The sequence below is a fragment of the Mesorhizobium sp. WSM3224 genome, assembly GCF_000427725.1.
GTDB lineage: Bacteria > Pseudomonadota > Alphaproteobacteria > Rhizobiales > Rhizobiaceae > Mesorhizobium.
Genome location: NZ_ATYO01000022.1, coordinates 95,653 through 119,312 on the forward strand (window position 1 = coordinate 95,653; position 23,660 = coordinate 119,312).

Here is a 23,660-nt window from a genome sequence, read left to right on the forward strand (position 1 = left end):
AGGCAGGCGCCGTTGCCAGATATTGAGATCGCTGAATGCTGCCGCCACCGCCGGCGTTCCCTTGACGCGCGCATGCTCGCCCTGATGCAGACTTTGACATGTTTGGTTACCTTCCTTCGTCGCTGTCCGCGATGAAAATGAAACGACTACGACAGCTCCTGCCGTGTCCGAGGAGGTCGTTTCAAAAGTCGTGCCAAACGCGCAGGCAGGGATTTTCTGGCTTTTATGACAGCCCAGCCGAACACCACCTGGCGCCGACCCGACAAACCTGACAACGGATGTCGATTGCGAGACGTTTCACGAATGAGAGACAGCATTCTTGGTTGAGGATTGGAATGCATGTGTCATTATTAAAGAAGCGCGCCCGACGTTGGTGCTGCGCAGTGTCTTAGCTGACCGTCTCGATCGCCTTGCTTTCCGGCATGGACCGCCGATCGGCGCACCATGGCTCGCAAGCTGATGAGACGAACGCTGGCGCGGTGCAGCGGCTCGGCGCTATCCTGCTTCATCTGCGCCCGTCTCAGCGCGCGCAGTATCCATCAGGTCGTCGGTCTGCTCGTACATTCATCCCGCGGGAACACATCAACCGCCGCCGCCATGCTGCTGGCGCAGCGCTGCCAAGAACGCGTTCACGGCGTTTTTGTCGCGCCTAGAGCCCGAGCGCTCGCTTCCGGCCGAGACTCCAATCCATACCACCACCAGCCTGCATAACGCCGGTTACGTGACTGCCGAGGCGATTGTCGAGCGTGGGTGACCAAGGCACAAGCCTGAAGCCGAGCCCGTCATCGATCATCGCAAAGCGACCCGAGGCGAGAGAAAAGCGCCGACGGTAAATGCCGGCCATTTGGTCGCCCTCGGTGGCCTTCGTGAATGGCAGACCTGTTTCGGTGGCTAGCTGCGCGCCCAGAGCATCAATCTCGCGGCCGCGAAGCGCTGCAATCAGGTTGCGCGCGATTATGACACGTTCAGCTTCGCGGCGCGCCAGGCCTTGCTCGATAAGATGTTGGGTGCGGTTCTCCAGCGCCTGCTGCACCTGCCGTGCAAATCCGCCCTCGCCTAAGCTGGATGGCTCATGGGCCACCAGTTGCCGGTCGAGCCAAGTCGCCCCGTTCGCCCGGACCTGGTCTTCGATCGGAAGATCAGAACGGACAGCAAGCGCGACGCGGCTCCGGCCTTTGGCATCTTCGTAGCGCCGAAGCTCGACGATGGAACCTGGTGCGCAGTCTCCGGTGGCATCAAGATCTTGAAAGCGGATGTAATGAGCGTTGCCATCAATCCCGTCGACAATTGCGTACGCAGTAGCGCGCAACTCGTCATCGAGGCCTCGCTCCATGAGCCTGCCGATGACCGGAATGCCGCTCGCCTCGCCGGCCGAAATGGCAGCGTCTCTGTCGAGCCCATGCTCGGTAAGGGCACGGTGCATGCGCTTGATGATATCGCCCCGCTCGCCAAGCATTCGCAAGGTGGCTTCGGCCTCGGCGACCATTGTCCATTGGCCCGCGCCGACTGGATGCGCAAGACCGAGGCTTTCCAACTTACGCAAGCGGCCGACCTTCAGCGCGAGATACTCATCAGGCTTCCGTCCCGCGATAGGCGCGACGTCGATGACGCCATGCTTGTCAGCGTCACGAACAAGCTGGCGGTCGAGTTGCGTCCAGCGGTCAGCACCGATCTGCCTGTTTAGTGATCGGCCGATGTCGAGATCAGTCCTAGGGCCAAGCTCCTGTGTAATCAGATCCTGCGCTCGGCTGCGCATCCCGTATTTGATATAGTCGCGGGAAATGACGAGATCCTGGCCATCATCGGCACGGCCACGCAAGATGATGTGGATATGGGGGTTCTCGGTGTTCCAATGATCGACTGCTATCCAGTCGAGCCTCGTGCGCAGATCCTTTGCAGCCTGGCTCATCAGATCGCGTGTGAAGCCCCTTAAGTCTGCCATGTCGAGGGCATCTTCCGGCGAGACGATGAAGCGGAAATGGTGGCGGTCATCTTTGCACTGCTCGGCAAAGTCCTTGACATCAGCCTCGTTGGTTTGCGGACCAAACATACGTGCCCTCTCGCCGTCGCGCGTGACGCCTTCGCGGCGCAGATAATTGAGGTGCCTGACAAAGGGAGCGTTCTGTCCCCGATGGCGCACCACCAGCGCCTTGACCGTCGAGGCGCGAGAGCGACTGGTAATGAAGCGATTGGCACGAACACTCGCCAGGCGACCGCGCCCGAAATGCGAATTGCGTCCCGACGTGATCCTGCCATCGCGCGATATGCGTCCGCCGGCTTTTTGCGCCGCGGCGAGCGCTTGCGCGATGAAAGGCCTTGCCCGCTGGTTCTGGCGAGAGCGGAGGCGGCCGGGCCGCACGCGGAAATCGTCGTCACCGCTCACAGCGTTTTGGCCCGCGAGGTGCGGTTTTCCCTGATATGATTGGCGGAACTCTCTGCGCGCAATGTGCGGAATCCCGCCGCGATGTGCAGAAACCCCAGGAAAAGGCGACCAAACCAACCAACCGACCGTGCCGCACATCGCGGCCTTTTATCTTGCCATCCTTCCCCGACTTCCCCGCTGAACTGGCCTTCCACCGGCAATCCCGAGACACAGCAGGCCAGAGTGCGATTTAAACGAAATCCAGGGCTCATTGCGACACACCGGGAGATCGGGGAATGAAGAGGCCATCTGCAGCCGTCTTCAGTGCAGAACGAGCATCTTTGCGCGCAGTGTCCGATGGTGGATCAAGCGCCGTCAGATGGTTCGCAGCGCTATCGATCCGCGACGGCGTGCCGGCTGAACGGATCTCCGCGAACACCTTTTGACCGACCGCATCGACGCCTCCCGCGGCCTGCAACGCGGCGTCACGCATCGCGTCTGTGCCGCGTTCGAAAAGCTGCGATCGATCTGCGCTCGACCTGCTTCCCGATCCCCGCGAGCGGAGCGGAATGTCAACATTTCCCCTGATCTGCAATACAAGCTTCGCGACGTAGTCGATCGTCTCGCGAGGCAGCGGGCGACCCTTTGAAAGATACTCCTGATAGCGTTGTGGTCCCGCATTGTAGGCGGCGAGAAAGCCATTCGGACCGAACCGATCGAGCATCTCGCCAAGATAGGCAGCGCCAGCCAGGATGTTGTCGCGCGGATTGAATGGATCCCGGCCGAAGCCATGTTTAATGCGCAGGTCTTGCCAGGTGGCCGGCATGATCTGCATCAAACCCATGGCTCCCTTGGCCGAAACGGCATGGACATTCCCGCCGCTCTCAACAAGGATAACTGCCCGTATCAAGCGTTCGGGAAGGTCGAAACGCTTGGCGGCCTCGCAGACGTAAGCGGACCGCTCGCCGCTGGTCCCGACCGCTCTCCCGGCGCAGGATCTTGACACGGAGGGCGGCGGCGCTTCCACGGCGCCGACCGCAGAGCCAGACATCAGCAACGCACATGCCGAGACCATTGCCACACATTGGCGACTGGTGACGCGCACAGCCCTGTTCCGACCCGCCGAGTGACTGCCGCCGTGCTCGCTTCGGTCAAGGGCGAGGCTTCGCCGGCCCAGCCTGCTTCCCGCGCATGACAACGCGGACAGCACGTCAGTCGATGGAAAAGCGTTCGGCCGCCCCTGACCTCCGCTGCGGGCGGCGACCATCTGGGAGCCGATCGGGTCGAAGGGTTTGACCGGCACTCGATCGATCAAAGGGTCTGTCAGGGTAGGATCGAGGACGCGCGATCGAAGCATCGAACTCAGGCTCGCTCTTCGCGCTTCCAAGGCCGGCTCCAGTGCAGATTCCAGACGTCCTTTTCGGTGGCGACCTGGAACAGGTTGGCGCGGATCGGCTGCGTGAACGATGGATCGTCGATGAGCACCGAGAGATAGGCTCCCGCCTTCTCACCAGTGCGGTCCCACGCCGCGCCGATTTCAACGCCGTCGCAGAAGACGCGATGCTCAGGCGCATGTTCCGCGTCCGATTTCTCGACAGGCAGGATGGCGAGTTTGGCATCGATGGTCAGCGTGCAGATGCTGCCAAAGAAACCGTCATCATTGCGGGTGAAGGTGCCGATCTGACTCATGCGGTTGTCCTTTCGTGGTGAGGGGAAACGAGCCGTCACGGCTCGCCGTGAGCCGGTTCGCCGGAAGCGTCCCGCGCCGGAGATGTGCGGCCGCTGGTCCAGATGGGAACAGCGCGGCCGACAATGCTGGAGATCGGAAGCGGGCCGAAATAGCGGCTGTCGAAGCTGTCGGCGGCATCCCAGTTCATGAGGAACGCTTCGCCATCGGCAAGCACACGACAGCCCCACCAGACTGGCAGCGGTCGACCCTTGCTGTCGTGATCGAGTGCTGTTCCGTAGATCTTGCGGTGCGCGATGATGGTCGCCCCGCGACGGCAAACAGTTTGTCCGCCGATCGCCAGGACATGTTTCAAGAGCGGCACGCCGCGCGGCAGATATGTGCGTTCGGCGAGGAAGCCAGACAGCGGTTCGGGCGGCATGACGACGGCGATGTCGCCGACATCGATCTTGCGGCCAGGCGCGATGCGATAGAGCCCGATCGGAACGCTGGCCGAGACATTCCAGATCAGCCACGGCGTATGTCTGCTCAAGGCCGGAGCGACAGTAAGCGTCGCGCCGGCGAGCATTGCCGCGAAGATCCTGCCGTGCGCGCTCATGGCTCGATCCGGCGGCGGAGCAGCCACGCTTCATGCCGCTGCCGTGTGTAGGGCCGAGGACTTTCCCGCGCGGCGAGCCGGCTATGGACATGTCGCCAGTATTCCGGTGGAACGTGTGCAGCGTCGATATCGAGCGCTTCGACGGCATCGATGATCTCGAGCACCCTCTCGACTTTCGGCCAGCCAATGGCGGTCAGAAAGATGTCGGCGCCGGGCCGCACATAGGCAATCGTCGAGCAGCGCTTGCCCGTGCCGACGGCGCGCAGAATGTCGATGCGCGAGGCGATGGTGCCGAAATCGTTCGCCGTCCATCGAACGAAGGCGAAGATGCTGCCGGGCGCAAAAGCGACGACGCGACGGCTTTTGTCGATGATCCTGTTTTCGACGGTTTTGCCGAAGCGGATGTAGTTCTCGATCCGCTTCTTCAGCCACAGCAGTTCTACATGCGTGAGATCGCTCATCGCGTCCTCCATTGCGGGAGGTGTGCGGTGGCAATGGCATGCGCGGTGGTTGCACGAACTGCCGTCTTGTCGAGGTGTGGACGGACTTCGATCTCTCCTGTCCCGAACCGGTGGTCACGTTGCGGCGGTCGTTCACAACCTCCCGGAACTGCTTGCTCCGTTAGAAAGAATCCGAAGGATTCGAAGTTAGATAAGTTAGAGGCGCGAATTCGTCTTTCGATTCCATGGGTTGATTGCGGTTTGGGTTCCTGAAATGACGAGGATCGGGTACCTGAAATCCCGTGCCTTTGGGTTCCTGAAATGACGAGTTGATTCACAGCTTGTCCTCCGCCACCCTGGCGTTGCCGAAGCGATCGAAAGGATCGAGATGGCAGGCCTTGAAAGTGAGAAGAGGTTCGCCCGCCTGTGTCACACCCAGCGCCAGGCGATATCCCGGCAAGGATTGCCGGCGAACGATCCCGCGAACCTCGAATGCGAAGCGCTTATAGGCGGACAGGCTGCCGGATTTTGCGTGGAGATGGCGCAGGTCAAACGACCAGCCATGCGCCTGTCGGCCGCCATGCTTGCGCACGAGACGATAGAGCCAGCGCTCAATGCCGCCGGTCAGGTCGAAATAGGTCCGGTCTATGGTGAGCACGAAGGCATCGACCATGATGCCGGCATAGAACCAGTCGGCAAGAACAAGCTCGATGCCAAGCGGTCGAGCGCGATGGTCGGTCCGCTCCTTCCACTCGTTGATCCAGGAAAAGCGGTGCATGCGCCGCTCGGTGGGCTGCCGGATCGAGGTGGCGACTGTGGTAGACTGGAGGCGGTCGAGCGCCGCCTTGAGCAGCAGATATTCACGGGCAGACGTGCCGCGGCCAATGAAGGTCAGGATTTCATACGGTGTTGCCGCCATCATGCGGGAGGTCCGCAATTCGTTGTCACGAGCATCGACGATCTGAGAGGCTGCCCAGATCAGGATGTCGGCATCCCAGATGGTCGCCATGCCATGCTCGACCGTCGCCTCGACGCGGATGGCGACCTCCCCCATGCGGAAGTCGATCGGAGTGATGCGGCGCGATTTGGCGAGCGAGAAGAACGGCCAGGCCATCAGGTCCTGTGCATCGCGCAACGCCATTTTGCCGGGGCGCGCATGAAACAGCGCCATCGGCTCCAAATCTCTCGGAGCTAGCCGCATGTCCGTGTCCCCGCAGTTGGAAGCTCAGCGTGACTTGCCGGCATAGGCTGGCGCGCGCGCTGCATGCGGCTTGGCGGGCGGAAGGTAGCTGGCGTTGGTGTCGCTGGTGGAGGTCCGTGCGCCTAGCTCGGTCCAGGCACGCAGGTCATCGATGTCGTAGAGCACGCGGCCACCGACCTTGCGGTATTTTGGCCCGGTGCCAAAGGTGCGGTGTTTTTCCAGCGTCCGGGCGCAGAGGCCCACAATCCTTGCGGCCTCCTTGGTGCGAAGATATTTTTGGGGCGCGTCCGCGGGACCCTTCGACATTGCTCGATCTCCATTCGGTTTTGCTGTCGCCCTGGCCTGCCGGGACGCGCGAAACGGACAATGGCCGAAATGAGAAAAGGCAAGGGAGGGCAAAGATTGGACGGGGTGTTTTTGCGCCCCCCGTCGCCTGAACCAAAGAGAGCTGACAGCAACTAACCTCGCGCCGCGCGCGTTTAAGCGAGCTGCGATACGCCGCTGTGGCTACTGGCATTCAAGGTCAATACCAAGATCTGATGATCGACGTCGGATTCGATTGATGAACTGGCGTCTCGCCGAAGATGATGCTGGAAAATGGCAACTGGTTTTTGATCGCGAAGCGCTACACGTCTATGTCGAGTTCAGCCACCGTCGATCTGCGTCAAGCCCCAGAGAGTGGATGTCCGTGGAAGATTTCTTGGCTTGGGCGCCACGCAGTCCTCCTCATCGGCGGGCGCTCGATTGCTTCGTCGCGTTCCTGGCGAAGACCATTTCCGCCCACAGCTAATTAGTCTCATGAGTCGGTCCTACGGCTGCGGCTTTGGGGATAGAGGAGAAGCTCGCGATAGCCGCCCGCGATCAGGCGGTCGGCGCGTCGAAGCATCGCTCGCACCTTGTGGCGAAGGTGATGATCGCGCCAGTCGCGCGGCGCGATGGACTGGCGCGACAGCAGCTCCCCGGCGAGCTGGCGGTAGGAAGCCCGTGCGCGCCTCCCATCAAAGGCGCGGAGATTGAGAATGTGCCGTAGCTTGGTTTGTTGAGGCAGGGCGCCATAGCGAGTGCCGAGCGGACGGTCATTCAGCGCCCGCCACAGGCGGCGCGCGGCGTCGAGTCTCGTTTCGAAATTCTCGTCGAGCGGCAAGACAACGGCGTTGATGTCGAGCAGGCCGTCCGGCTCACCAAAGACGATGTGACATGTCTTCTGAGCCGACGGCCAGAGAACGTGAACCTGATTGGCTTCGGTCCAGCTATGGGCCGTTCTGAGGTGTCGAAAGGCAGGTTGCGAGGAGCCCGCGGCCGCCAACCTCGATGCGTGAAGAACCCGTGGCCAGGCCTGTTCCGTCCAGATGATCTGGTCTGGCGATAGCGGCTCGTCACCAGCAACCGCGAAATCGCGCGCCCCACCGGACAGCGAAATCCGGCGGGCCGACGACTTCTCCAACCCCCAGGTGTGATGCCAACCGCCTGCATTCGGCGACGAACTCAGTGTTCCGGATCAGATACTCGGCGGCAAACTCGTCGGCTTCGTAGCCGCGCATGTGCTCGTATGCTGCCGGATCGGTCCACTCGCTTCGCGACATGGCAACGGTCCTCATCGGATGCCCGCAGTCTGCTGCGCGCCTTGCAATCAGCTTCCGAGGCGACAGTTCGTTTGGGTAGTCACAGAGTCGGCAAACCGCTTTGCTGAATCAGCACAGCCGTAGTTCGAATGCCTAATGTGGTGCCCCGCCGGCCAGGAGATAGCGATAGCCGTTGGTGGTCATCCATCGAGCGCGCGCAAGATGCGTCTCCCATGCCCGGAATGCCCGTTCCGGCTCCTTCTCGGGATCGATGTGCAGAACAATCCTCGCCACTTCGCGCCAGTCAGCGTTTTCGGCCGCAGCATCAAGAAGGCGGATGTAGGTGAGCAGCCGCTCCTCGTCGTAGCCGGTCAGGATGGAGGCGTCTGGCGCGATGTCGGCGACATCGGGATCGAGCAGAGGTTTAAGCATCGCAATCTCGTGTGCCTTCGCAAACTTCAATGTGCTGCCAAATCCGGACTTGAACATTCTGTGGCAACATTACGCCGAATGCTCCTGGCCTGATCCCGTCGCCCGATCAGATTATCAGTTTTTCTGGTTACCCGAATTTCCATTTAATTGATCCGCCGGCTTCGTCAAGGACCGGCAATCATGGAAAAGACCCTGCGATCGCCAAGACATGTGCGTCTTGTTCAGCTGATCGTCGACAAACGGAAGCAAGCCGGCCTGAGCCAGTCTGAATTGGCGAAAGCAATCGATAGATATCAATCGGTCGTCGCGGCTATTGAATCTGGGGGCCGGCGCATCGACGTTGTCGAGTTCCTCGACCTGGCCGAAACAATCGGCTTCGACCCGCATGAGGTGCTGAGCGAGGTCGTGGCGGTGCCAAAGGCGAAGTCAAAGCGTCGCTAAGCTATTGCCCCGTCGCGATGGAGATCCAAGGCAACTGTCGCAGGACCCGCCGCGCTGAGCTGAGACCGTGGGCTGCCTTCTCAGCAGTTTCTTGCCCTTCCCCTGAGGTCAAGATAGCTATGCTGGCGGTGTGGCATCCGTGCTCTTGCCTTGCATGAATTCGCATCACGGTCTCAGAACGGTGTTGGGCAACTGTGGCTTTTGGGCGTGCCATGGCGTTTGCTGCGACCGCGCAGATTGGCTGATGGCAAAGCCATATGGCTTGTCGTCGTGGCGCGCGCGGTGCTGCGGCCGCTCGTCCTGATCGCGAGTGCGATCGAGGCTTTGTTGGCCATTCGGCATCCGGCTTAAGCCGGCTGCCGGTCGTGCATCCAATCAGCGATTTGCTGCGCCTTGCTCGCTGCGGTGAAGATGGCGCGCTGGTCAGAGCGGAGCACTTCTAGCCAAGACGCAATGTAGCTGGCGTGGTCGGGCCGTGGCTCGACGCTGAGATTGAGGTCGGCGCAGATCATGGCGCTGAGAAGTTCGACTGTGCACTCCTCCATGGCATAGGCGGCCGAGCCGAACCGTCCGGAAAGATCCCGGTCGAGGCGATGCTTGGCGCCGGATGCGTGCCCGCATTCATGGAGCAGTACGGCGTAGTAGGCAATGGCATCGGAAAAGCAGCTGAACGCGGGCATCCGCACGTGATCCGCGGAAGGGCTGTAGTAGGCCTGCGAGCCGCCGTGCAGGATGTCGATACCAAGTGCGCCACAGAACCGTTCGGCTCGCTCGATGCGCTCGGCCGCAGGCAGCACCGGCATTTGCGGCGGCGTGTAACCGTCGACCTGGGCGCAGTTGAAGACCGTGTAGCCACGGGCGAACATGCGCGGTGCGGTCTCGTCAGAATCGTCGTTGCTGTCCTGATCGTCTGTCTTGCCATGGCGATTGGCGAGCTTCCAGAACACGACCAAGTGACCGCGCTCGCCTTGGCGGACCTGTGCGCCGAGCGCCTGCCACTGACGATAGGTGCCCCAGATACCCGCCGGATAGCTCGCCGCCTGCGCGGCGGCCCAGAGCGCGATGATATTGACTCCGCGATAGGCCTTGCGAGACGCAACGTTGACGGGCGTTGTGACGGCCGATCCGTCGTGATGCCACGGCATTCTGTAGTCGGGAGCCCCAGCCTCGATGGCGGCGACGATTTGGCTGGTGACGCGTTCGTAGATATCGTTGCGGGTCTTCTTGATCATGCGGTCCGTGGTCATGGCTGCCTCCTGTGCTCGCCCTCTCCGTCGAGGGCGATGCGGCAGGGGCAGACGCGGGAGGCCGGCCCGTCACACCCTGTTCTCGGTGCTGGTGCGGAACAGGGTTGACGGGCTGGCAGCGTCTGCCACACGCAAGCCCTTTGCCTCGACGGGCGAGCGCAGGAGGCGTCCACCATGATCGGCAGCTCAAAAGCGAGCCGGCTGGGACGATGGGTCGCTCTCAGCCGGCGCCGCGTCGCGGCGGGTGCGGCAACGGGATGATGTCCGCCTCATGCGACCGGGCCAACTCTTGGTTCAAGCCGTCGGCCTCGCCTGCGACTGGCACGATCGTCATCTGGTTGCATGCCGCGCGAGCGTGGGGGGCGAGCACCCGCACGCTTGGTCATCTCAGCGCCGTGCGGGGGGGCGCAGTTCCGCCTCGAACGCGCGGATGGGTTCCTGAAGAACTCGCGCGATGACGCGCTGGAGGCTTCGCCTGAGAATGTCGTTGGCCGGTTCGCCATTGTCCTGCTGACACCGGCCTCGCGCGCCAGACTGCAACCGTCAGTGCGCCATCTGTGTGCGCCAGGCGAGGTCGAGCAGCGGCGCCGCCGCTCTCAAAGGGGCTTCGCTCCTCACCGGGGGTCCATCATGCTCCGTCCACGACAGGCGCGATCAGGCGGCGCGCTTACCCACGGCGATGATCATCCCTTTTTCCTGCATTACAGACAGACAGACCGTCTGTGCCCCCGTTGGCGCGGGCGATAAACGCGCGCTTGAGCCCGTCGGTCTGAGCGATCCGGGGCCGTGGGCTTGCAGACGATGTTGCCCAGGCGGGTGGCGCGTGACAGGGCGTCGGCGCTGCGAATTCGGGGATGCAGCCCACCGGCATCTTTGCCGCCGCCGGTGGGTAGGCATAGGCCAGATAGCAGGCGGCCTGCAGCATTCGCGCGGCCAAGATCGTCAGAGCGTCGCGCGAGGGAAGTCGGAGCCGGATCTCCGTACTGCTTTTTTTCGCCGCCCCTCGATCCGCAGAGTGCGCGTTCGTGCAACATCATAGGGGAAATAGGCGAGACAAAGCGCCAGGATAAATAAAGCACAACTGCGCGCAGTGACCTGAGCAGAGCAACTTCGCGCAAGTTCTTCTCTTGGACACAGGCGTTACCCGCGCGCGCTCCCACTGTCCACGCGGCAGCGGAGCAGGACTTCGCCCTCTATTTGAATAAAGCTTGTCGAGCAGATGCCGCGCTTGGCAATGACGGGAAAGCGAAAGGAAAGTCTTCTGCCTTCCCTAAGGGCAACTAACGGATTTAGTCCGTTGTGATCGAAGCAAATGGAAACCGGATTCCAGCGTCGAGATTTGGCCCGATCAGCGATCGTTGGCCGATAAAATCATTATTCGCTTGATCTATTGTACAAACTGCACAAATAGCATTGTCGTGCAAATGCCAACCAAGAGGAACCTCAATGACCGTGTCCGATGAGCAGCAAGCCAGCGCCGATCTCGTGTCGATTGCTGCCGATATCGTCTCCGCCTATGTGTCGAACAATCCAGTGCCGGTCTCTGAATTGCCGAAGCTGATCGGTGACATCCATCTTGCTTTGCTAGGAGTCGGCACTCCTGCGGCCGAACCTGCAGTCAAACTGGAACCAGCGGTGTCGATCAGGAAGTCGGTGGCGCCGGACTACATCATCTGCCTGGAAGACGGAAAGAAGTTCAAATCGCTGAAGCGTCACCTGGCCACGCGTTACAATCTGAGCCCTGAGGAATACCGGCATAAGTGGAGCCTGCCCGCGGACTATCCGATGGTGGCGCCGAGCTACGCCGCCGCCCGCTCAGCGCTGGCCAAGGCAGCCGGGCTCGGGCGCAAGCCGGCGCCACCAGAAGCAGCCAAGGTGCAGAAACCGAAACGCATGCCTCGCGCCGCTGCGGCGGCGACCCCTGCAGCGGCAACAAAGTCGCCGGTGAAGAAACCGGGCAAAGTTGCCGCCAAGGCCTAGCCTTCCGCACCGAATTGTTCATTGTCGGTGCGGTGGCGGACTGAGCACGGCGAAGCCCCGTCCGGCGGACGGGGCTTCTTTTTGCTGGGTGCCGATTTCACTCGGCGGCGCGGCGGGACCAGATGAGCGAGAATTCGCCCGCGGTCTCGGTCTCGACCAGGCTCGCAAAGATCGGAGCGGGGAAGCTCGGATCGTCGAGCTTGACGGAGTGATAATCCCGGCCCTCGCGCGAGGTCTTCTTCCATGCCGCACCGAACTCGGTGGCGCCGGCGAAGATGCGGAAGTCCGGGCCTTTTTCGTTATCGCCCTCGGCGGGGACGAAGTCTACGGCCTTGACGTTGAGGTTGAGGGTCTGGACAGAGCCCTTAAAGCCCTTCGCGGTGCGGGAAAAAGTGCCGATGGTTGCCATTGTGGTGGTTCCTTCTGTTGATCGGGCCGCGCCCATCGCGACCTCGATGGCGGTCGTGAGACCGGGGACGATCGGCTCCGCACCCACCGGGGTCCCATTGCGCTTGCGCAATGGGGTGGTCCTCAGGGCTGAAACGAAGTGGAAGGCGGCCGAGGCTGGCTTTTTTGTTTCGCGATGCAAAGCCGGCTTCTTGGGCCGGCGGCGGAAAAAAGCTAGCATCGGACGTTGCGGGAAGACGATCGAGGCGAAGCCGGTCTTCGGTCAGACCCAATCCATCCGAGGACGCCATGGGCGCGGCTTGCCAGCGGACGAAGACAGCCCCCCAGCAACATCACCTTTGAGGCATTTCCCAACCCGCGAACAACGGCTTTTGCAGACGATGACCTGCAGCTCACCGGCAAGATGATCTGGTCACTGCGCCCGAGCCTGTATGGGCGACAATCAAATGGTTCGGCTGCTTCAGGCCTTTGCTTGAGTCCCCCGTCGCGTTCAGGATCGGAGAACGATCAATGCGCCGAGAGAATGTCTAGAACGGCCAAACAACGTCCCGACCGGCGCTTCCGCGGCCGTTCATTGCAGGCAGGATCCAGTCGACTCGCACACGTTGGTTCCTCTGATCACGGTGTGCTGAGAGTGAGCACCACGCTTGGCATCCCGCCGCATTGGCGATCGCCAGCCGTTCTCGCCAACCCAGCATCGCTGATCGGACCATCTTTCGCAGGCTCGACCCATCTTGCCGGTACGTATTATCCTGCCTGGCTCGAGCCGAAACGCGCACCATGGCCTGCCGGATATCTTGGACACGAGGTCGTCGGCGGCCAGCAATTCTATCGCGTTGCCGGTCTGCCCCTGTGATCGAGACGCTGCCGGTGCAGGCAGGAGGGGCCAATCGCCCTTGCATGGGCGACGATCTGATTCGCCCGGGACAGGCCGAGGCACATCCGACGCGCAGCCGATCGAAAAGCATTGCTGTGAGCACCCTGGATGCGGCAAGGTTACGGCCTCATTTGCGCGAAACTTGGGCGGCATGCCACATTATTCTGCCTTATGTCGCGACGACGGCGAACGCTGTCAGTGGTGGAGCTATCCGGATGACTCGTCGCACCTTTGCACAAGAGCTTGAAAGTGCCGCCGACCGCATTGGGGACATTTCACGAGCGGACCTTCAGATCATTCTTCGCCGTGCTGCGCTGATCATCCGCAACAGCGACGGCGTTTCGCTAGAAGCCTCGGTTGGCGATGCGCTCGATTCCCTTGCGGGCGAAATGCGAATGAGCCGAGCGGACCTTATTCGCTTTGTCTTGCGCGAATGGCTGGAAACCAATGCCTACCTCCCCGTGCCCAGCATTGATGAAGACAGCCAGACGAATGGCAACGCGTAAGGGCTCAGGTGCATATGACTCGTTCAAAATGGGATCCTCAGCCACACTGCCCAATGCCAATGGGCCCGACGTCGCGCTCGGAACTCGAAGAAATTCTATTCCTGATGTCATCATAGGTGTGCAATAAGGCGAACATTCCAAGTGAGCAGAGGGGATAGTAAGAATGGCTGTAAACACGAGTGACCTGGCAGAGCGTCTTGCTGACGCCCACGGCCTGTCGAAGACGCAGGCGAAGGCCGTGGTCGATGATGTGCTGAAAGGCATCGCCGAGGCGGCCGTCAAGGGCGAGGAAGTGTCGCTGAATGGCTTCGGCAAGTTCAAGGTGCAGAACAAGCCGGCGCGCGAGGGCCGCAATCCCTCGACAGGCGCCGCGATCAAAATCGCCGCATCGAAGAAGGTGGTGTTTCAACCTGCCAAGGCGCTCAGGGACACTGTAAACGGCTGATTATTCCCCCGATCGCCGCCTAGCGGGCAGAGCGCATCGTGAGGGAACCTATCGGCCAGACGACATTGATGGTGGTGGCGCGCCGTCCAGACCGCTTGTTTTGCACATGCGACATTGCCTGATGCGTGCGGTTTCTGATGTCGTGCTGTCGAGGTTTCCGGCCGCGCCGATGGCGCGGCCGGAAAATTTCTCTTGCCTGTCAGAGAGATTGACCGGAGCCACGGACGTGGCTCCGGTCTTGCGTATCACTCGGCTGCGACGTCGAAGGGTTGGTCCTCTTCGGCCACGCTGCCGCTATCGGCTGCGGGCAGGTCTGTCTCATCTAAAGGGGCAAGGTCTGTCACTGGCTGCTCGTTTGCCGCTAACGTTCCCTCGCTGCTAGCGTTACTCGCCACAACACGCGTGGCGGGTTCCGTTGTACGCAAGAGTGTCGGCAACCAGCCGGTGCCGGCGAGCAACTGCTCGGCAGCTTCCGCCATAGGCTGCTTCTTTAGCGCGACAAGCCTGTCGGCTGCCTCCTCGCTCACTGCCTCGGACACGGCGGCGAGGATATGCGCCTTGGTGACACGCCCGAGATAGGTGCGTACCGTCGGCGTCCAGTGCGCCGTCATGTCGAGACTAAGCGCCTTTGCGAGCCTGTCGGCCGTTTCATGAGCGCGTGGCTTGCGCTCCCAAGGTTGCTTCACGGCGTTGACCGTGAGCGAGGCGCAATGCGCAAACAGCGCCATGACGCTGGCATGGTCCAGCGAGGCGATGAAATCCCACAGGTCGGCCACATCGCGCGGCATATCCGCCGCCCATTCAGCGTGGCGATCCGCCAGCGCCCTGGCCGCTGCCGTGTCCTCGATGCCATCCGCATGCCCGACGAGGTAGGTGCTGGTCGGGCGGATTTCCAAGCAATGGGCTTCCGCAGCCTGATAGAAGGCCTGCGCGGCAAGCGTATGCGTCACGGCGATCAACGCAATGTGCGGTTGCTCGCCCAGCGCAAGGCGAAGGCCGAGTGTCCGGCGGGCGGTAAGGTCGCGGACGAGAAGATCGGAAAGCGACTTGCCGGCATCCGCTGCTTCGTCGTCGCCGTCGCCATCGCGGTCCGGACTAACAGCTTCCTCGATGATCTCACCATCACCGTTGATGGTGCAGCCGTCGCTGGCGTCTTGGGCTTCCGTTTCCGGCTGCTCGTCTTCGGCCCGCAAAAAGCCCCGTTCGATGCGTGCCGTGCCGTCATGGGAAAGCACGACAAACACGCCGCTGCGTGCGATGACATCCGGGTCGTAGGCGTGACGCCGTACATCGATGCGCTCGATCTCGGCTTCAAGCTCACCAAATCGCCTGTCGACATCATCGGGCAGTTCCTCGGTGCTGCCCCATTCCGCCGTTAGCTGGTTGAACTCATCGGACGCCGCCGCAAAGGCGGCTTCATCTTCCTCCGATAAGGTTACGGGCTGCGGGTAGGTGCGGCGCAGGCCATGCGCATGCGGATAGTCGATATGGACGTCCGTCCATTTCCAACCTTCAGCCTCCTTGATGGCTTGCGCGACGCTCTGTAGCTTTTCTATAGCCAATTGGTCGAGCAGGGCCGCATCATCGTAGAAGCCGCCGCGATCATCGGTGAACAGGTCGCGGATGATCATGCCGCCGGCCCTGATATAGTCCTCCGCGCCGATGAAGACGGCGCGGCGGTCGGCAGCAGCAACATGGGTGCATGTCAATTCGCGACGGATGATGTAGGGCTCGCGGTTGTAGGTGAGGCTGTCAAAGACCTGCTCCTGCCGGGCATGATCCTCGGTGATGGCGAACGCCATCAGCTGATCGAGGGTGAGATCACCATCGCGGTACACCTGCATCAGCCTGGGGCTGACGGCACCAAGCCGCAGACGCTGCCGCACCACATGTGCGGTCACGCCGAAGCGGGCGGCGATTTCTTCCGCGCCCCAACCGCGTTCCTCATTGAGGCGCCGGAACGCCTCGAACTGGTCCGCAGGGTGCATCGCTTCGCGCGTGACATTCTCGTCCAGGCTGATCTCATGCGGATCGTTTTTGGTGTCGACGATGCAGCGGATCGGTTCGGTCTTTTTGATCTGCTTGCGTTTCACACGCAGCTGCTGCGCCAGCCTGCGGCCCTCGCCGATGCTGACGAGATAGAATCCGGTTTCAGCACCCTCGCCGTCAAGCTCCGGCTCCACCACAAGGTTTTGCAGGATGCCCTTGGCGGCGATGCTTGCGGCATAGGCTTCGATGATGGCCTCGCTGTGCGGGGTCTTGCGCGCATTGCGCGGCGACTTTTTCAACTTGTTCAGCGGAATGAAAAGCTCCGTGCCGCTCTTGCCGGCAGTCTCGGTTTCAATGGTCTTTGCATTGGTCGTCATGGTTTTGATCCTTTCCCGTTAGATGCCGAAGGCATGCCCCTCGGCATGCCTTCCGGGGGCGCGTGAGCGCGCGGCAGAGAGGGGGGCGAATGCCGGCGAGCGGAGCTGGGCTGCGCATCGAGCGGGGCGGATCGTGACGGTTCACGCATGAGGTCCCCCCGCCTTGAGAGTGGGCGGCCCCGCTCTGCGCAGGCGGCTTTCGTGGGGGAGAGATGGCCAAGACCATCTCTCCCCTTTCGAACATTCCTTTGTCCCGCATGGTCAGATGGAAAGTGGCAGCCAGCATCGCCGCGCCAGGATCTCATCACCTGTTGGCCGGTTTGAGAGCGGATCGGCATGTGCCGTGAACTCTGCTCGTCAGACGGGCGACCTTATTACAGTCTTCCTTGGCGAACGCGCGAATCGATTGTTGAGGAGCGGCAGCACCGTCTCCGACGGCTGGCAGACCGGCGTTCCCATGGTGTTTCGACGATTGGCCGGTCTGTGAAATCGAGCCGTTCGTCGTCGCGCCGTTCGGATCGCCATGGTCTGCTCGGCGTAAGGCGATACCCCCTCAACAGGGTGATCTCCACCGCCGAGATCAGTTCGAGCAGCCATTCGCGGCCTGGCGGCATTCGTCAGACATTCGACAGCACAGGGTCCTGGGAGCTCAGGAAGTTTATGGCGAACGTGTCGCGTCAGGTGCCGCAATGGGAGTTATGTCGGAAGCATCATGATTGCGCTGCCGACTGTCAGTCCAGAATGCCTAAGACGCGCCAACTGCCGGAGGTTTGCGCCGGATCAAAAAGCAAAGGCCCCCAAATCCGGAGCGCAGCCAAGGGGACGCCATCTTCCATTTCGGCTTTTTTTCGAAAACGGCCCGCATTGTGCATGGCACACAGTACGACAGCGATTAGCAACACATTGCTGCGCGACAATTGGGTTTGGTAACGGCGGAGCGTGAACACCTCACCCCCGTCAGTACTGCTCCAATAGCTGAGGATCGATGACACCCATAGGCTCTGACCAACCTGGCGCTGAAGGCCTTAAGGCAATTCCACGCAACGGTCCCTTGCTCAAACGTCTGGCCGTGCGCATGCCGACTATTTTGACCGACCTTTGCAAAAACTCGGCCCGGCTGCCAATGTTCGTCCTGGCGCGCACTATGCCTGGACGTCGCATGCATTGGTGGTGGGCAAAACGCGCCCGTCCGGCCCAGTATGCGGGACAGACGCTGTTCGCCGGCGTCGAGCGCATGGCGGTCGTTGATGCGCTCCGCCGCGAAGGGTTGTTTTCCAGGCTGATGCTGCCGCCGGGTATCCACCAGGATATTGCCGGTTTCGCCCGTTGCACGCCCTGTTTCGGCAATTTCGACGGCCGGCTCGAATTCATGCCGGACGAGCACGCCGAGGCCGAGAAGCGTTTCGGCCTGCCGTTATTCAGCGGGCAGTATTTGGACCGCATCCTGGACTGCAAGGCAGTCCTCGCGGTCCAGAAGGACCCGCTGCTTCTCGACGTCGCCCAGCATTATCTAGGCGGTCAGGCGAAACTGATCACCACGCGGGTCTGGTGGAACTTCCCGACCGGCAAGGGTTCTGAGCCCGACAAGTGCCTCGCTCCGCTCGGCAAGTACCATTTCGACCTCGACGACTGGCGGATGCTGAAATTCTTTTTCTATGTGCTCCCGGTGGGTGCCGACACCGGTCCGCATGTCTATGTCCGCGCCAGCCACAATCGCCGGGCGCTGAAGCATCAGCTGACGCTTGTGGCCGGCCATCCCGCGAAAGACGTTCTCGGCGTCTACGGCTGGCAAAGCCCGCTCACACTGACAGGCGAGGCCGGCCACGGCTTCGTCGAGGATCCGTTCGGCTTCCATATGTGTACGGCGCCCACGCGCACGCCAAGACTGATGATGGAGGTGGGCTTCGGCGTCTCGCGGCCGTCGCGCCGGGGATTCCACGGCGGGACGGCCATCCTCTGACCGCGTTTTGGAAGGGGCCGTAACACTGACCGGCGTGGAGGCGTGCGACGCTGCTTTGGTCACAGATGTAGCGTGAACCGCCGGCGGTAATCACCGCTTCCCTTAGGGGACGTTGATGTGATTGGAAGCCGCCATGTCGGAGCATGAGACAGCATCGGACTTCATCGAGACGAAACGCTCCGTTGCCGTGCTGCTGTTGTGCGATAACAAGATGGGGGAGAATGCTCGAGCAGCCAGACGCTGGCGCTGCTGCTGTGCTCGTCAGGAGACCACGAGATTGGCGGCACCATGTGGTGCCGCCTTGGTTTTGACTTTTCAGAAGCTGTAGGTGACGCCTGTGCCGATCAGCCAAGGATCGAGCTTGGCTTTGCCCGTGAAGTTCGTACCGCCCACCGCTACGTCAAATTTCGGCTCCAGGAAGAGCTTCTTGACGTCGAAATTTACGCCCCAATGCTGATCCAGCCTGTAATCAAATCCGACCTGCAGTGCACGCCCGAATGTGTTCTTGACGTCGAGAGCGTCGGCGCTGCCGGCATCCTGATTGTAGAACATCGTGTAGGTCACGCCGGCTCCGACATAAGGCCTGAAGGCGCCGAAATCGGTGAAATGGTATTGCAGCGTGAGCGTGGGCGGCAGCACCCCGACCTTGCCGATCTTGCCCAACCCGCTGATTGTTCCCGCCCCGTAAATATTGGCACGGGTCGTACCGAGAATGAGTTCAGCGGCGAGATTGTCGGTAAAGTAATATGAAATGTCCAATTCCGGGGTCACCGTATCCGAATAGGAAAGGCCAGAGCCGGGAATTGCCCCGACGCTTCCCTTGTCGTTCGTGATCACCCGCAAGGCACGCAGGCGAATCTGCCAAGGACTGGATGCTGCTATGGGAGCCTCGTCCTTACAGGGTGGCACCGGCTGTGCGTCCGACGCCGCTGCAAGCTGCAGTCCAGCCATGACAAACGCCACCGTAGCTGTGATTCTGCACCGGGGCCTCATCCACTTTCCCACCATGCTATGCTCTCCTTGAAAATCGAACTGTATTGCGCGGGGCAGCAATGGCAGCTGTGGAGAGACGCTCAGTTGATCCAGATCAACAACGAGATGAAGTTCATTGAAGTGACAAACATCTTAACAAAAATGTCATGTAACGACGACATCCAGCAACAAAGCGAGACGCAGGCTTGCAAGATCCCCCACAGCTCTCGCGGCGGGAGGCGGTCGCAAGCGGGCGCCTCGGTTCGGCGCTCGGATGCGGCACGGCCGCGGAGTCGGTCCCCACGGATCATGCCGCATGTCAGGGGCGCGAATGGGCTTGCAGCCTCTAGCGAGGAGTCCCCTGGCGCATCTGATTCGAGAAGCGGCGATGTTCCAGGCCTGATCTGACTTACGATCCGTGGATTCTGCCGAACCGATGTAAGACGCTGGGCCTCCATCAGCAGCGACAGGCAGCCGCTTGCGCTCCTTTTATCCAGTTGTACCAGTGATGCAGCGGTTCAAATGCCGTCAGACCGTTCTTCCAGATGAAATATTCGTTTCGACCACAAGGGCAACTCTGGCGAATACATCTTGCGCTCGAGAGGTAAAATGCCCTGATCCTGTCACTCGCCATGGAATCACGTAGGGAACAAGCGTTAGCGCGACTGTGGACTAAAACGCAAAGGCTCGAACAAATGAGTAGGGTAGCGCGTGCAGATGCTGACCCAGTTTCGCCAACGACGTTTGCACCCCTCAACAATCCGACGTTTCGATCGATCTGGATCGCGACGCAGGTTTCCAGTTTCGGCTGGCTGATGCAGACGGTTGCCATCAGCTGGCTTATGGCAACGATCTCAAAGTCCGATTTGAACGTCGCGCTGGTGCAAGCTTCAACGACGCTGCCTGCATTTTTTCTATCTGTTTTCGCGGGCGCCATCGCTGACAATTTCAGCCGCCGCAAAGTCATGTTCGCTGGCTGGTGCATGATAGCGCTGGCATCAGCAATGCTGGCTGGGCTCGTGGCGATAGGCCTTGTCGATCCGTGGATCGTCCTCGGATTAAGCTTTTTGGCGGGATGCGGCGTGGCTTTCACCGATCCTGCCTGGCACGCTTCAGTTGGCGATGTTCTGCCCAAACGCGATGTTCCAGCTGCCGTCACGCTTATCTCGGTCGGCTACAACGCTGTCCGGAGCATCGGTCCAGCGCTCGGCGGCTTCGTCGTTGCTTCCTTTGGACCTCTGATGGCCTTCGCCCTGGCGACGCTGAGCTATCTGGCCCTGCTGGGCACTATACAACGCTGCAAATGGAAGGTTCCTCCTTCACCTCTCCCGCGTGAGCCGATGTCGACGGCGATCCATGACGGGGTGCGCTTCACAGCGATGTCTTCCGAGATCAAGGCGGCAATCGCGCGCGGAACCCTTTTTGGACTGGCGAGCATCTCTATACTGGCGCTGCTGCCTTTGGTTGCTCGCGATCAGTTGGGCGCAGGACCGATCGCCTACGGCATCCTGATGGCCGGCTTCGGCACCGGCGCCTTCGCCGCTGGTATCGGCAACACCATCTTGAGGCGAACGTTGTCTCAGGAGCGGCTGATCACACTGGCGAGCATCGCCTGCGCGGCGTGCTCACTTTCTCTTGCCTTGACGCCTTCGCTCGTTGTGGCGGCTATTGCACTCGCGCTCGGTGGCGCAGGTTGGGTCGTCACCTGGACTGGGCTTGACGTCAGCGTGCAGTTGTCAAGCCCGCGGTGGGTCGTAGGTCGTACGCTGTCGATCTATTATGCCTTTCTATCGGGCGGCATCGCGGCCGGCAGTTGGCTGTGGGGGACGATTGCGCAGAATTATTCCTTGAGCTGGGCCCTGGGGAGTTCCGCTGGAGCTCTGCTGTTGGTCGCTGCGACCGGGTTCCTGTTGCCCATCCGTCAATGGAAAGAATCCGATCAGGATCCCCTTCGCTTCGAGGCACCGGAGGTTGTTCTGGAGCTGAAGCCGAGAAGCGGGCCCATTGTCGTTAAGATCGAATATTTCATACCCGATGACAATGTCGAGGCTTTCCTGGAGCAGATGCGTGAACGGCGACGGGTGCAAAGCCGCGTCGGCGCACGGCATTGGACCCTGCAGCGCGATCTTCAAGAACCTTGCCGTTGGACCGAGACGTTTCGCACGCCGACCTGGACGGACTATCTGCGTCTTAACCATCGCCTCACGGCAGCAGATCGGCAACTGGATGAGCGTCTCCTTGAATTGCACACCAGCGAACTGCCACCTCAAATCAAGCTTTCAATCGAGCGACCGACGGGCTCGGCTCGCAAACGCGATCAGCCGACGCCATTTTTCTCGCGCCCCTGACCGCTTCCAAGCGCAGGGCCAACGCTGATTCGCAAAGAAGCCGAGGGCTCGTGACGATTACAGTGTGCGGCGTCCTGGGGGGTTCGCCTAACTCGTTGAGAGTTTGGGCGCTTGCGACGCGCATGTCCCGGGTCAATCGCCGAAAACGAGTCCTGCTTCTGCCGCGCGACCGAATCGGCTCCTGTTCCGCGAAGTCACTGAAGCATCCGACCTTTACAGGCGAATATATGGAGAACACCACCCGGCTGTAGAGGTGATGGCGGGGTCAAATCGACCAAGCCGGGCGAAGATGGAACGGGTTATCAGGCGCCGCACGGGTGCACTCTCCGCTTTGTTGCGGCGTGCCTCGTTGGCACCTGTCGTTGCGTCAACACGCTGTCACCTGTCTTTGCGTCTTGACTCGCAACTGCCAACGGCTTATCCCCGCATTGTTAGCACTCGTCATCGGTGAGTGCTAACAACCCGCTCCGGAAACGGGGACCGTTCAACATCCGCACGAGGGAATCCAAAATGCCAAAGTCGAATTTCCGGCCGCTGCATGACCGCGTGGTCGTTCGCCGGGTCGAATCCGAATCCAAGACCGCCGGCGGGATCATCATCCCGGATACGGCGAAGGAAAAGCCGCAGGAAGGCGAGATCATCGCCGTCGGCTCCGGCGCTCGTGACGAAGCTGGCAAGCTGGTTCCGCTGGACGTCAAGGCCGGCGACCGCATCCTGTTCGGCAAGTGGTCGGGCACCGAAGTCAAGCTCAATGGCGAAGACCTTCTGATCATGAAGGAATCCGACATCATGGGCATCATCGGCTGATTATCGGCCTCACCTTCAATTTGAATTTTTCGGGCTCTATCCGAGCCCCTGCCAGGAGCTAAAACATGGCTGCCAAAGACGTAAAATTCTCCCGTGAAGCCCGCGAGCGCATGCTGCGCGGCGTCAACATCCTCGCCGACGCGGTGAAGGTCACGCTCGGCCCCAAGGGCCGCAACGTCGTCATCGACAAGTCGTTCGGCGCCCCGCGCATCACCAAGGACGGCGTCACCGTCGCCAAGGAAATCGAGCTTGAAGACAAGTTCGAGAACATGGGCGCGCAGATGGTCCGCGAAGTTGCTTCGAAGACCAACGACATCGCCGGCGACGGCACCACGACCGCGACCGTTCTGGCGCAGTCGATCGTCCAGGAAGGCCACAAGNCGGTTGCCGCCGGCATGAACCCGATGGACCTGAAGCGCGGCATCGATCTCGCCGTCACCGAAGTGGTCGCCCACCTCACCACCAACGCCAAGAAGATCAAGACCTCCGAGGAAGTCGCCCAGGTCGGCACCATCGCTGGCAATGGTGACGAGTCGGTCGGCGCCATGATCGCGGAAGCGATGCAGAAGGTCGGCAACGAAGGCGTCATCACGGTCGAAGAAGCCAAGACCGCCGAGACCGAACTCGAAGTCGTCGAAGGCATGCAGTTCGACCGCGGCTACCTCTCGCCCTACTTCGTGACCAACGCCGACAAGATGGTTGCCGAGCTCGAGGACGTCTACATCCTCCTGCACGAGAAGAAGCTCTCCAACCTGCAGGCCATGCTGCCGGTCCTCGAAGCCGTCGTGCAGACCTCGAAGCCGCTGCTCATCATCTCGGAAGACGTCGAAGGCGAGGCCCTGGCCACGCTGGTCGTCAACAAGCTGCGTGGCGGCCTGAAGATCGCCGCTGTCAAGGCGCCGGGCTTCGGTGATCGCCGCAAGGCCATGCTGGAAGACATCGCCATCCTCACCGGTGGCCAGGTCATCTCGGAAGACCTCGGCATCAAGCTCGAGAATGTCGGCCTCAACATGCTCGGCCG

Annotated in this window: 23 protein-coding genes; 9 read left to right on the forward strand and 14 right to left on the reverse strand. The window is 61.2% G+C overall.

The features are described from left to right. Positions 1–649: 649 nt before the first annotated feature. From YU3_RS0125335 to YU3_RS0125365, 7 genes are all read right to left on the reverse strand, one after another. Positions 650–2,383 (reverse strand): VirD2 family relaxase/mobilization nuclease, encoded by a 1,734-nt coding sequence (locus YU3_RS0125335; protein WP_027168840.1) that lies wholly within the window; start codon positions 2,381–2,383, stop codon positions 650–652. A 247-nt stretch (positions 2,384–2,630) separates the two neighbouring features. Beyond that, positions 2,631–3,719 (reverse strand): lytic transglycosylase domain-containing protein, encoded by a 1,089-nt coding sequence (locus YU3_RS39715; protein ID WP_348631192.1) that lies wholly within the window; start codon positions 3,717–3,719, stop codon positions 2,631–2,633. Between the two features lie 5 nt (positions 3,720–3,724). Then, positions 3,725–4,051: a DUF736 domain-containing protein gene (locus tag YU3_RS0125345; protein WP_027168841.1), complete on the reverse strand. Its 327-nt coding sequence runs from the start codon at positions 4,049–4,051 to the stop codon at positions 3,725–3,727. 35 nt (positions 4,052–4,086) lie between these two features. Further along, positions 4,087–4,647 carry a S26 family signal peptidase gene (locus YU3_RS0125350; RefSeq protein WP_027168842.1) on the reverse strand — a complete coding sequence of 187 codons (561 nt, stop codon included), beginning with the start codon at positions 4,645–4,647 and terminating at the stop codon, positions 4,087–4,089. After that, the gene (locus tag YU3_RS0125355; protein ID WP_027168843.1) at positions 4,644–5,108 is read right to left on the reverse strand and encodes a DUF2840 domain-containing protein; all 465 of its coding nucleotides are present in this window, start codon (positions 5,106–5,108) and stop codon (positions 4,644–4,646) included. Before YU3_RS0125355 ends, YU3_RS0125350 begins: the two co-directional genes overlap by 4 nt. 313 nt (positions 5,109–5,421) lie before the next feature. Next, positions 5,422–6,288 carry a replication initiator protein A gene (locus YU3_RS37525; RefSeq protein WP_051334082.1) on the reverse strand — a complete coding sequence of 289 codons (867 nt, stop codon included), beginning with the start codon at positions 6,286–6,288 and terminating at the stop codon, positions 5,422–5,424. A gap of 24 nt (positions 6,289–6,312) precedes the next feature. Continuing rightward, the gene (locus tag YU3_RS0125365) at positions 6,313–6,594 is read right to left on the reverse strand and encodes a helix-turn-helix domain-containing protein (protein ID WP_027168844.1); all 282 of its coding nucleotides are present in this window, start codon (positions 6,592–6,594) and stop codon (positions 6,313–6,315) included. A 256-nt stretch (positions 6,595–6,850) separates the two neighbouring features. On the opposite strand from YU3_RS0125365, the gene YU3_RS40800 reads away from it, so the two are divergent. Further along, on the forward strand, positions 6,851–7,078 hold the full coding sequence (locus YU3_RS40800; RefSeq protein WP_156913599.1) for a hypothetical protein: 228 nt from the start codon (positions 6,851–6,853) through the stop codon (positions 7,076–7,078). Positions 7,079–7,084: 6 nt separating this feature from the next. Here the strand turns inward: YU3_RS40800 and YU3_RS37530 are convergent, their stop codons facing one another. Both YU3_RS37530 and YU3_RS0125380 read right to left on the reverse strand, forming a co-directional pair. Next, positions 7,085–7,732: a DUF2285 domain-containing protein gene (locus tag YU3_RS37530; RefSeq protein ID WP_198021716.1), complete on the reverse strand. Its 648-nt coding sequence runs from the start codon at positions 7,730–7,732 to the stop codon at positions 7,085–7,087. A gap of 271 nt (positions 7,733–8,003) precedes the next feature. Beyond that, entirely contained in the window at positions 8,004–8,282 is a 279-nt protein-coding gene (locus YU3_RS0125380) for a DUF2285 domain-containing protein (RefSeq protein ID WP_027168845.1), read from the reverse strand. A gap of 180 nt (positions 8,283–8,462) precedes the next feature. On the opposite strand from YU3_RS0125380, the gene YU3_RS37540 reads away from it, so the two are divergent. Beyond that, positions 8,463–8,723, forward strand: coding sequence for a helix-turn-helix transcriptional regulator (locus tag YU3_RS37540; RefSeq protein WP_036259503.1), 261 nt, complete (start codon positions 8,463–8,465; stop codon positions 8,721–8,723). Positions 8,724–8,896: 173 nt separating this feature from the next. Here YU3_RS37540 and YU3_RS40805 read toward each other — a convergent pair whose 3' ends face one another. Together YU3_RS40805 and YU3_RS0125395 are read right to left on the reverse strand one after the other, a co-directional pair. Then, on the reverse strand, positions 8,897–9,058 hold the full coding sequence (locus YU3_RS40805; protein ID WP_156913600.1) for a hypothetical protein: 162 nt from the start codon (positions 9,056–9,058) through the stop codon (positions 8,897–8,899). Between the two features lie 12 nt (positions 9,059–9,070). After that, positions 9,071–9,970, reverse strand: coding sequence for a zincin-like metallopeptidase domain-containing protein (locus tag YU3_RS0125395; protein ID WP_027168846.1), 900 nt, complete (start codon positions 9,968–9,970; stop codon positions 9,071–9,073). Positions 9,971–11,416: 1,446 nt separating this feature from the next. Here YU3_RS0125395 and YU3_RS37545 point away from each other — a divergent pair. Then, positions 11,417–11,950, forward strand: a complete 534-nt coding sequence (locus YU3_RS37545; RefSeq protein WP_084508312.1) for a MucR family transcriptional regulator — start codon at positions 11,417–11,419, stop codon at positions 11,948–11,950. A gap of 97 nt (positions 11,951–12,047) precedes the next feature. On the opposite strand, the gene YU3_RS0125410 is transcribed toward YU3_RS37545, so the two are convergent. After that, complete coding sequence (locus tag YU3_RS0125410) at positions 12,048–12,359, reverse strand: DUF736 domain-containing protein (protein ID WP_027168847.1); 312 nt, start codon at positions 12,357–12,359, stop codon at positions 12,048–12,050. A 1,091-nt stretch (positions 12,360–13,450) separates the two neighbouring features. On the opposite strand from YU3_RS0125410, the gene YU3_RS0125415 reads away from it, so the two are divergent. Together YU3_RS0125415 and YU3_RS0125420 are read left to right on the forward strand one after the other, a co-directional pair. Beyond that, a complete protein-coding gene (locus tag YU3_RS0125415) occupies positions 13,451–13,741 on the forward strand; it encodes a CopG family transcriptional regulator (RefSeq protein WP_027168848.1) in 291 nt (96 codons plus the stop codon). A 163-nt stretch (positions 13,742–13,904) separates the two neighbouring features. Beyond that, positions 13,905–14,186 (forward strand): HU family DNA-binding protein, encoded by a 282-nt coding sequence (locus YU3_RS0125420; protein ID WP_027168849.1) that lies wholly within the window; start codon positions 13,905–13,907, stop codon positions 14,184–14,186. 245 nt (positions 14,187–14,431) lie between these two features. On the opposite strand, the gene YU3_RS0125425 is transcribed toward YU3_RS0125420, so the two are convergent. After that, positions 14,432–16,552 carry a ParB/Srx family N-terminal domain-containing protein gene (locus tag YU3_RS0125425; protein WP_027168850.1) on the reverse strand — a complete coding sequence of 707 codons (2,121 nt, stop codon included), beginning with the start codon at positions 16,550–16,552 and terminating at the stop codon, positions 14,432–14,434. A 985-nt stretch (positions 16,553–17,537) separates the two neighbouring features. Between YU3_RS0125425 and YU3_RS0125430 the strand changes: the two genes are divergently transcribed. Beyond that, on the forward strand, positions 17,538–18,512 hold the full coding sequence (locus tag YU3_RS0125430; protein ID WP_027168851.1) for a hypothetical protein: 975 nt from the start codon (positions 17,538–17,540) through the stop codon (positions 18,510–18,512). Positions 18,513–18,827: 315 nt separating this feature from the next. On the opposite strand, the gene YU3_RS0125435 is transcribed toward YU3_RS0125430, so the two are convergent. After that, positions 18,828–19,463 carry an OmpW family protein gene (locus YU3_RS0125435; protein WP_245273659.1) on the reverse strand — a complete coding sequence of 212 codons (636 nt, stop codon included), beginning with the start codon at positions 19,461–19,463 and terminating at the stop codon, positions 18,828–18,830. A gap of 716 nt (positions 19,464–20,179) precedes the next feature. Between YU3_RS0125435 and YU3_RS0125445 the strand changes: the two genes are divergently transcribed. The 3 genes from YU3_RS0125445 to groEL all read left to right on the forward strand — a co-directional run. Next, complete coding sequence (locus tag YU3_RS0125445; protein WP_027168854.1) at positions 20,180–21,832, forward strand: MFS transporter; 1,653 nt, start codon at positions 20,180–20,182, stop codon at positions 21,830–21,832. Between the two features lie 510 nt (positions 21,833–22,342). Further along, positions 22,343–22,639: a co-chaperone GroES gene (gene groES / locus YU3_RS0125450; protein WP_027168855.1), complete on the forward strand. Its 297-nt coding sequence runs from the start codon at positions 22,343–22,345 to the stop codon at positions 22,637–22,639. 65 nt (positions 22,640–22,704) lie between these two features. After that, the coding region (gene groEL, locus YU3_RS0125455) for a chaperonin GroEL (protein ID WP_027168856.1) at positions 22,705–23,660 on the forward strand (956 nt) is incomplete at its 3' end.

Bases quoted from the DNA above. Each gene is read 5' to 3' on its own strand.
- YU3_RS39715 (WP_348631192.1), bottom strand. From the start codon at position 3,719: ATGCTTCGATCGCGCGTCCTCGATCCTACCCTGACAGACCCTTTGATC.
- YU3_RS0125345 (WP_027168841.1), bottom strand. From the start codon at position 4,051: ATGAGTCAGATCGGCACCTTCACCCGCAATGATGACGGTTTCTTTGGC.
- YU3_RS0125350 (WP_027168842.1), bottom strand. From the start codon at position 4,647: ATGAGCGCGCACGGCAGGATCTTCGCGGCAATGCTCGCCGGCGCGACG.
- YU3_RS0125355 (WP_027168843.1), bottom strand. From the start codon at position 5,108: ATGAGCGATCTCACGCATGTAGAACTGCTGTGGCTGAAGAAGCGGATC.
- YU3_RS37525 (WP_051334082.1), bottom strand. From the start codon at position 6,288: ATGCGGCTAGCTCCGAGAGATTTGGAGCCGATGGCGCTGTTTCATGCG.
- YU3_RS0125365 (WP_027168844.1), bottom strand. From the start codon at position 6,594: ATGTCGAAGGGTCCCGCGGACGCGCCCCAAAAATATCTTCGCACCAAG.
- YU3_RS40800 (WP_156913599.1), top strand. From the start codon at position 6,851: ATGAACTGGCGTCTCGCCGAAGATGATGCTGGAAAATGGCAACTGGTT.
- YU3_RS0125380 (WP_027168845.1), bottom strand. From the start codon at position 8,282: ATGCTTAAACCTCTGCTCGATCCCGATGTCGCCGACATCGCGCCAGAC.
- YU3_RS37540 (WP_036259503.1), top strand. From the start codon at position 8,463: ATGGAAAAGACCCTGCGATCGCCAAGACATGTGCGTCTTGTTCAGCTG.
- YU3_RS40805 (WP_156913600.1), bottom strand. From the start codon at position 9,058: ATGGCCAACAAAGCCTCGATCGCACTCGCGATCAGGACGAGCGGCCGC.
- YU3_RS0125395 (WP_027168846.1), bottom strand. From the start codon at position 9,970: ATGACCACGGACCGCATGATCAAGAAGACCCGCAACGATATCTACGAA.
- YU3_RS37545 (WP_084508312.1), top strand. From the start codon at position 11,417: ATGACCGTGTCCGATGAGCAGCAAGCCAGCGCCGATCTCGTGTCGATT.
- YU3_RS0125410 (WP_027168847.1), bottom strand. From the start codon at position 12,359: ATGGCAACCATCGGCACTTTTTCCCGCACCGCGAAGGGCTTTAAGGGC.
- YU3_RS0125415 (WP_027168848.1), top strand. From the start codon at position 13,451: ATGACTCGTCGCACCTTTGCACAAGAGCTTGAAAGTGCCGCCGACCGC.
- YU3_RS0125420 (WP_027168849.1), top strand. From the start codon at position 13,905: ATGGCTGTAAACACGAGTGACCTGGCAGAGCGTCTTGCTGACGCCCAC.
- YU3_RS0125425 (WP_027168850.1), bottom strand. From the start codon at position 16,552: ATGACGACCAATGCAAAGACCATTGAAACCGAGACTGCCGGCAAGAGC.
- YU3_RS0125430 (WP_027168851.1), top strand. From the start codon at position 17,538: ATGACACCCATAGGCTCTGACCAACCTGGCGCTGAAGGCCTTAAGGCA.
- YU3_RS0125435 (WP_245273659.1), bottom strand. From the start codon at position 19,463: ATGGCTGGACTGCAGCTTGCAGCGGCGTCGGACGCACAGCCGGTGCCA.
- YU3_RS0125445 (WP_027168854.1), top strand. From the start codon at position 20,180: ATGAGTAGGGTAGCGCGTGCAGATGCTGACCCAGTTTCGCCAACGACG.
- groES (WP_027168855.1), top strand. From the start codon at position 22,343: ATGCCAAAGTCGAATTTCCGGCCGCTGCATGACCGCGTGGTCGTTCGC.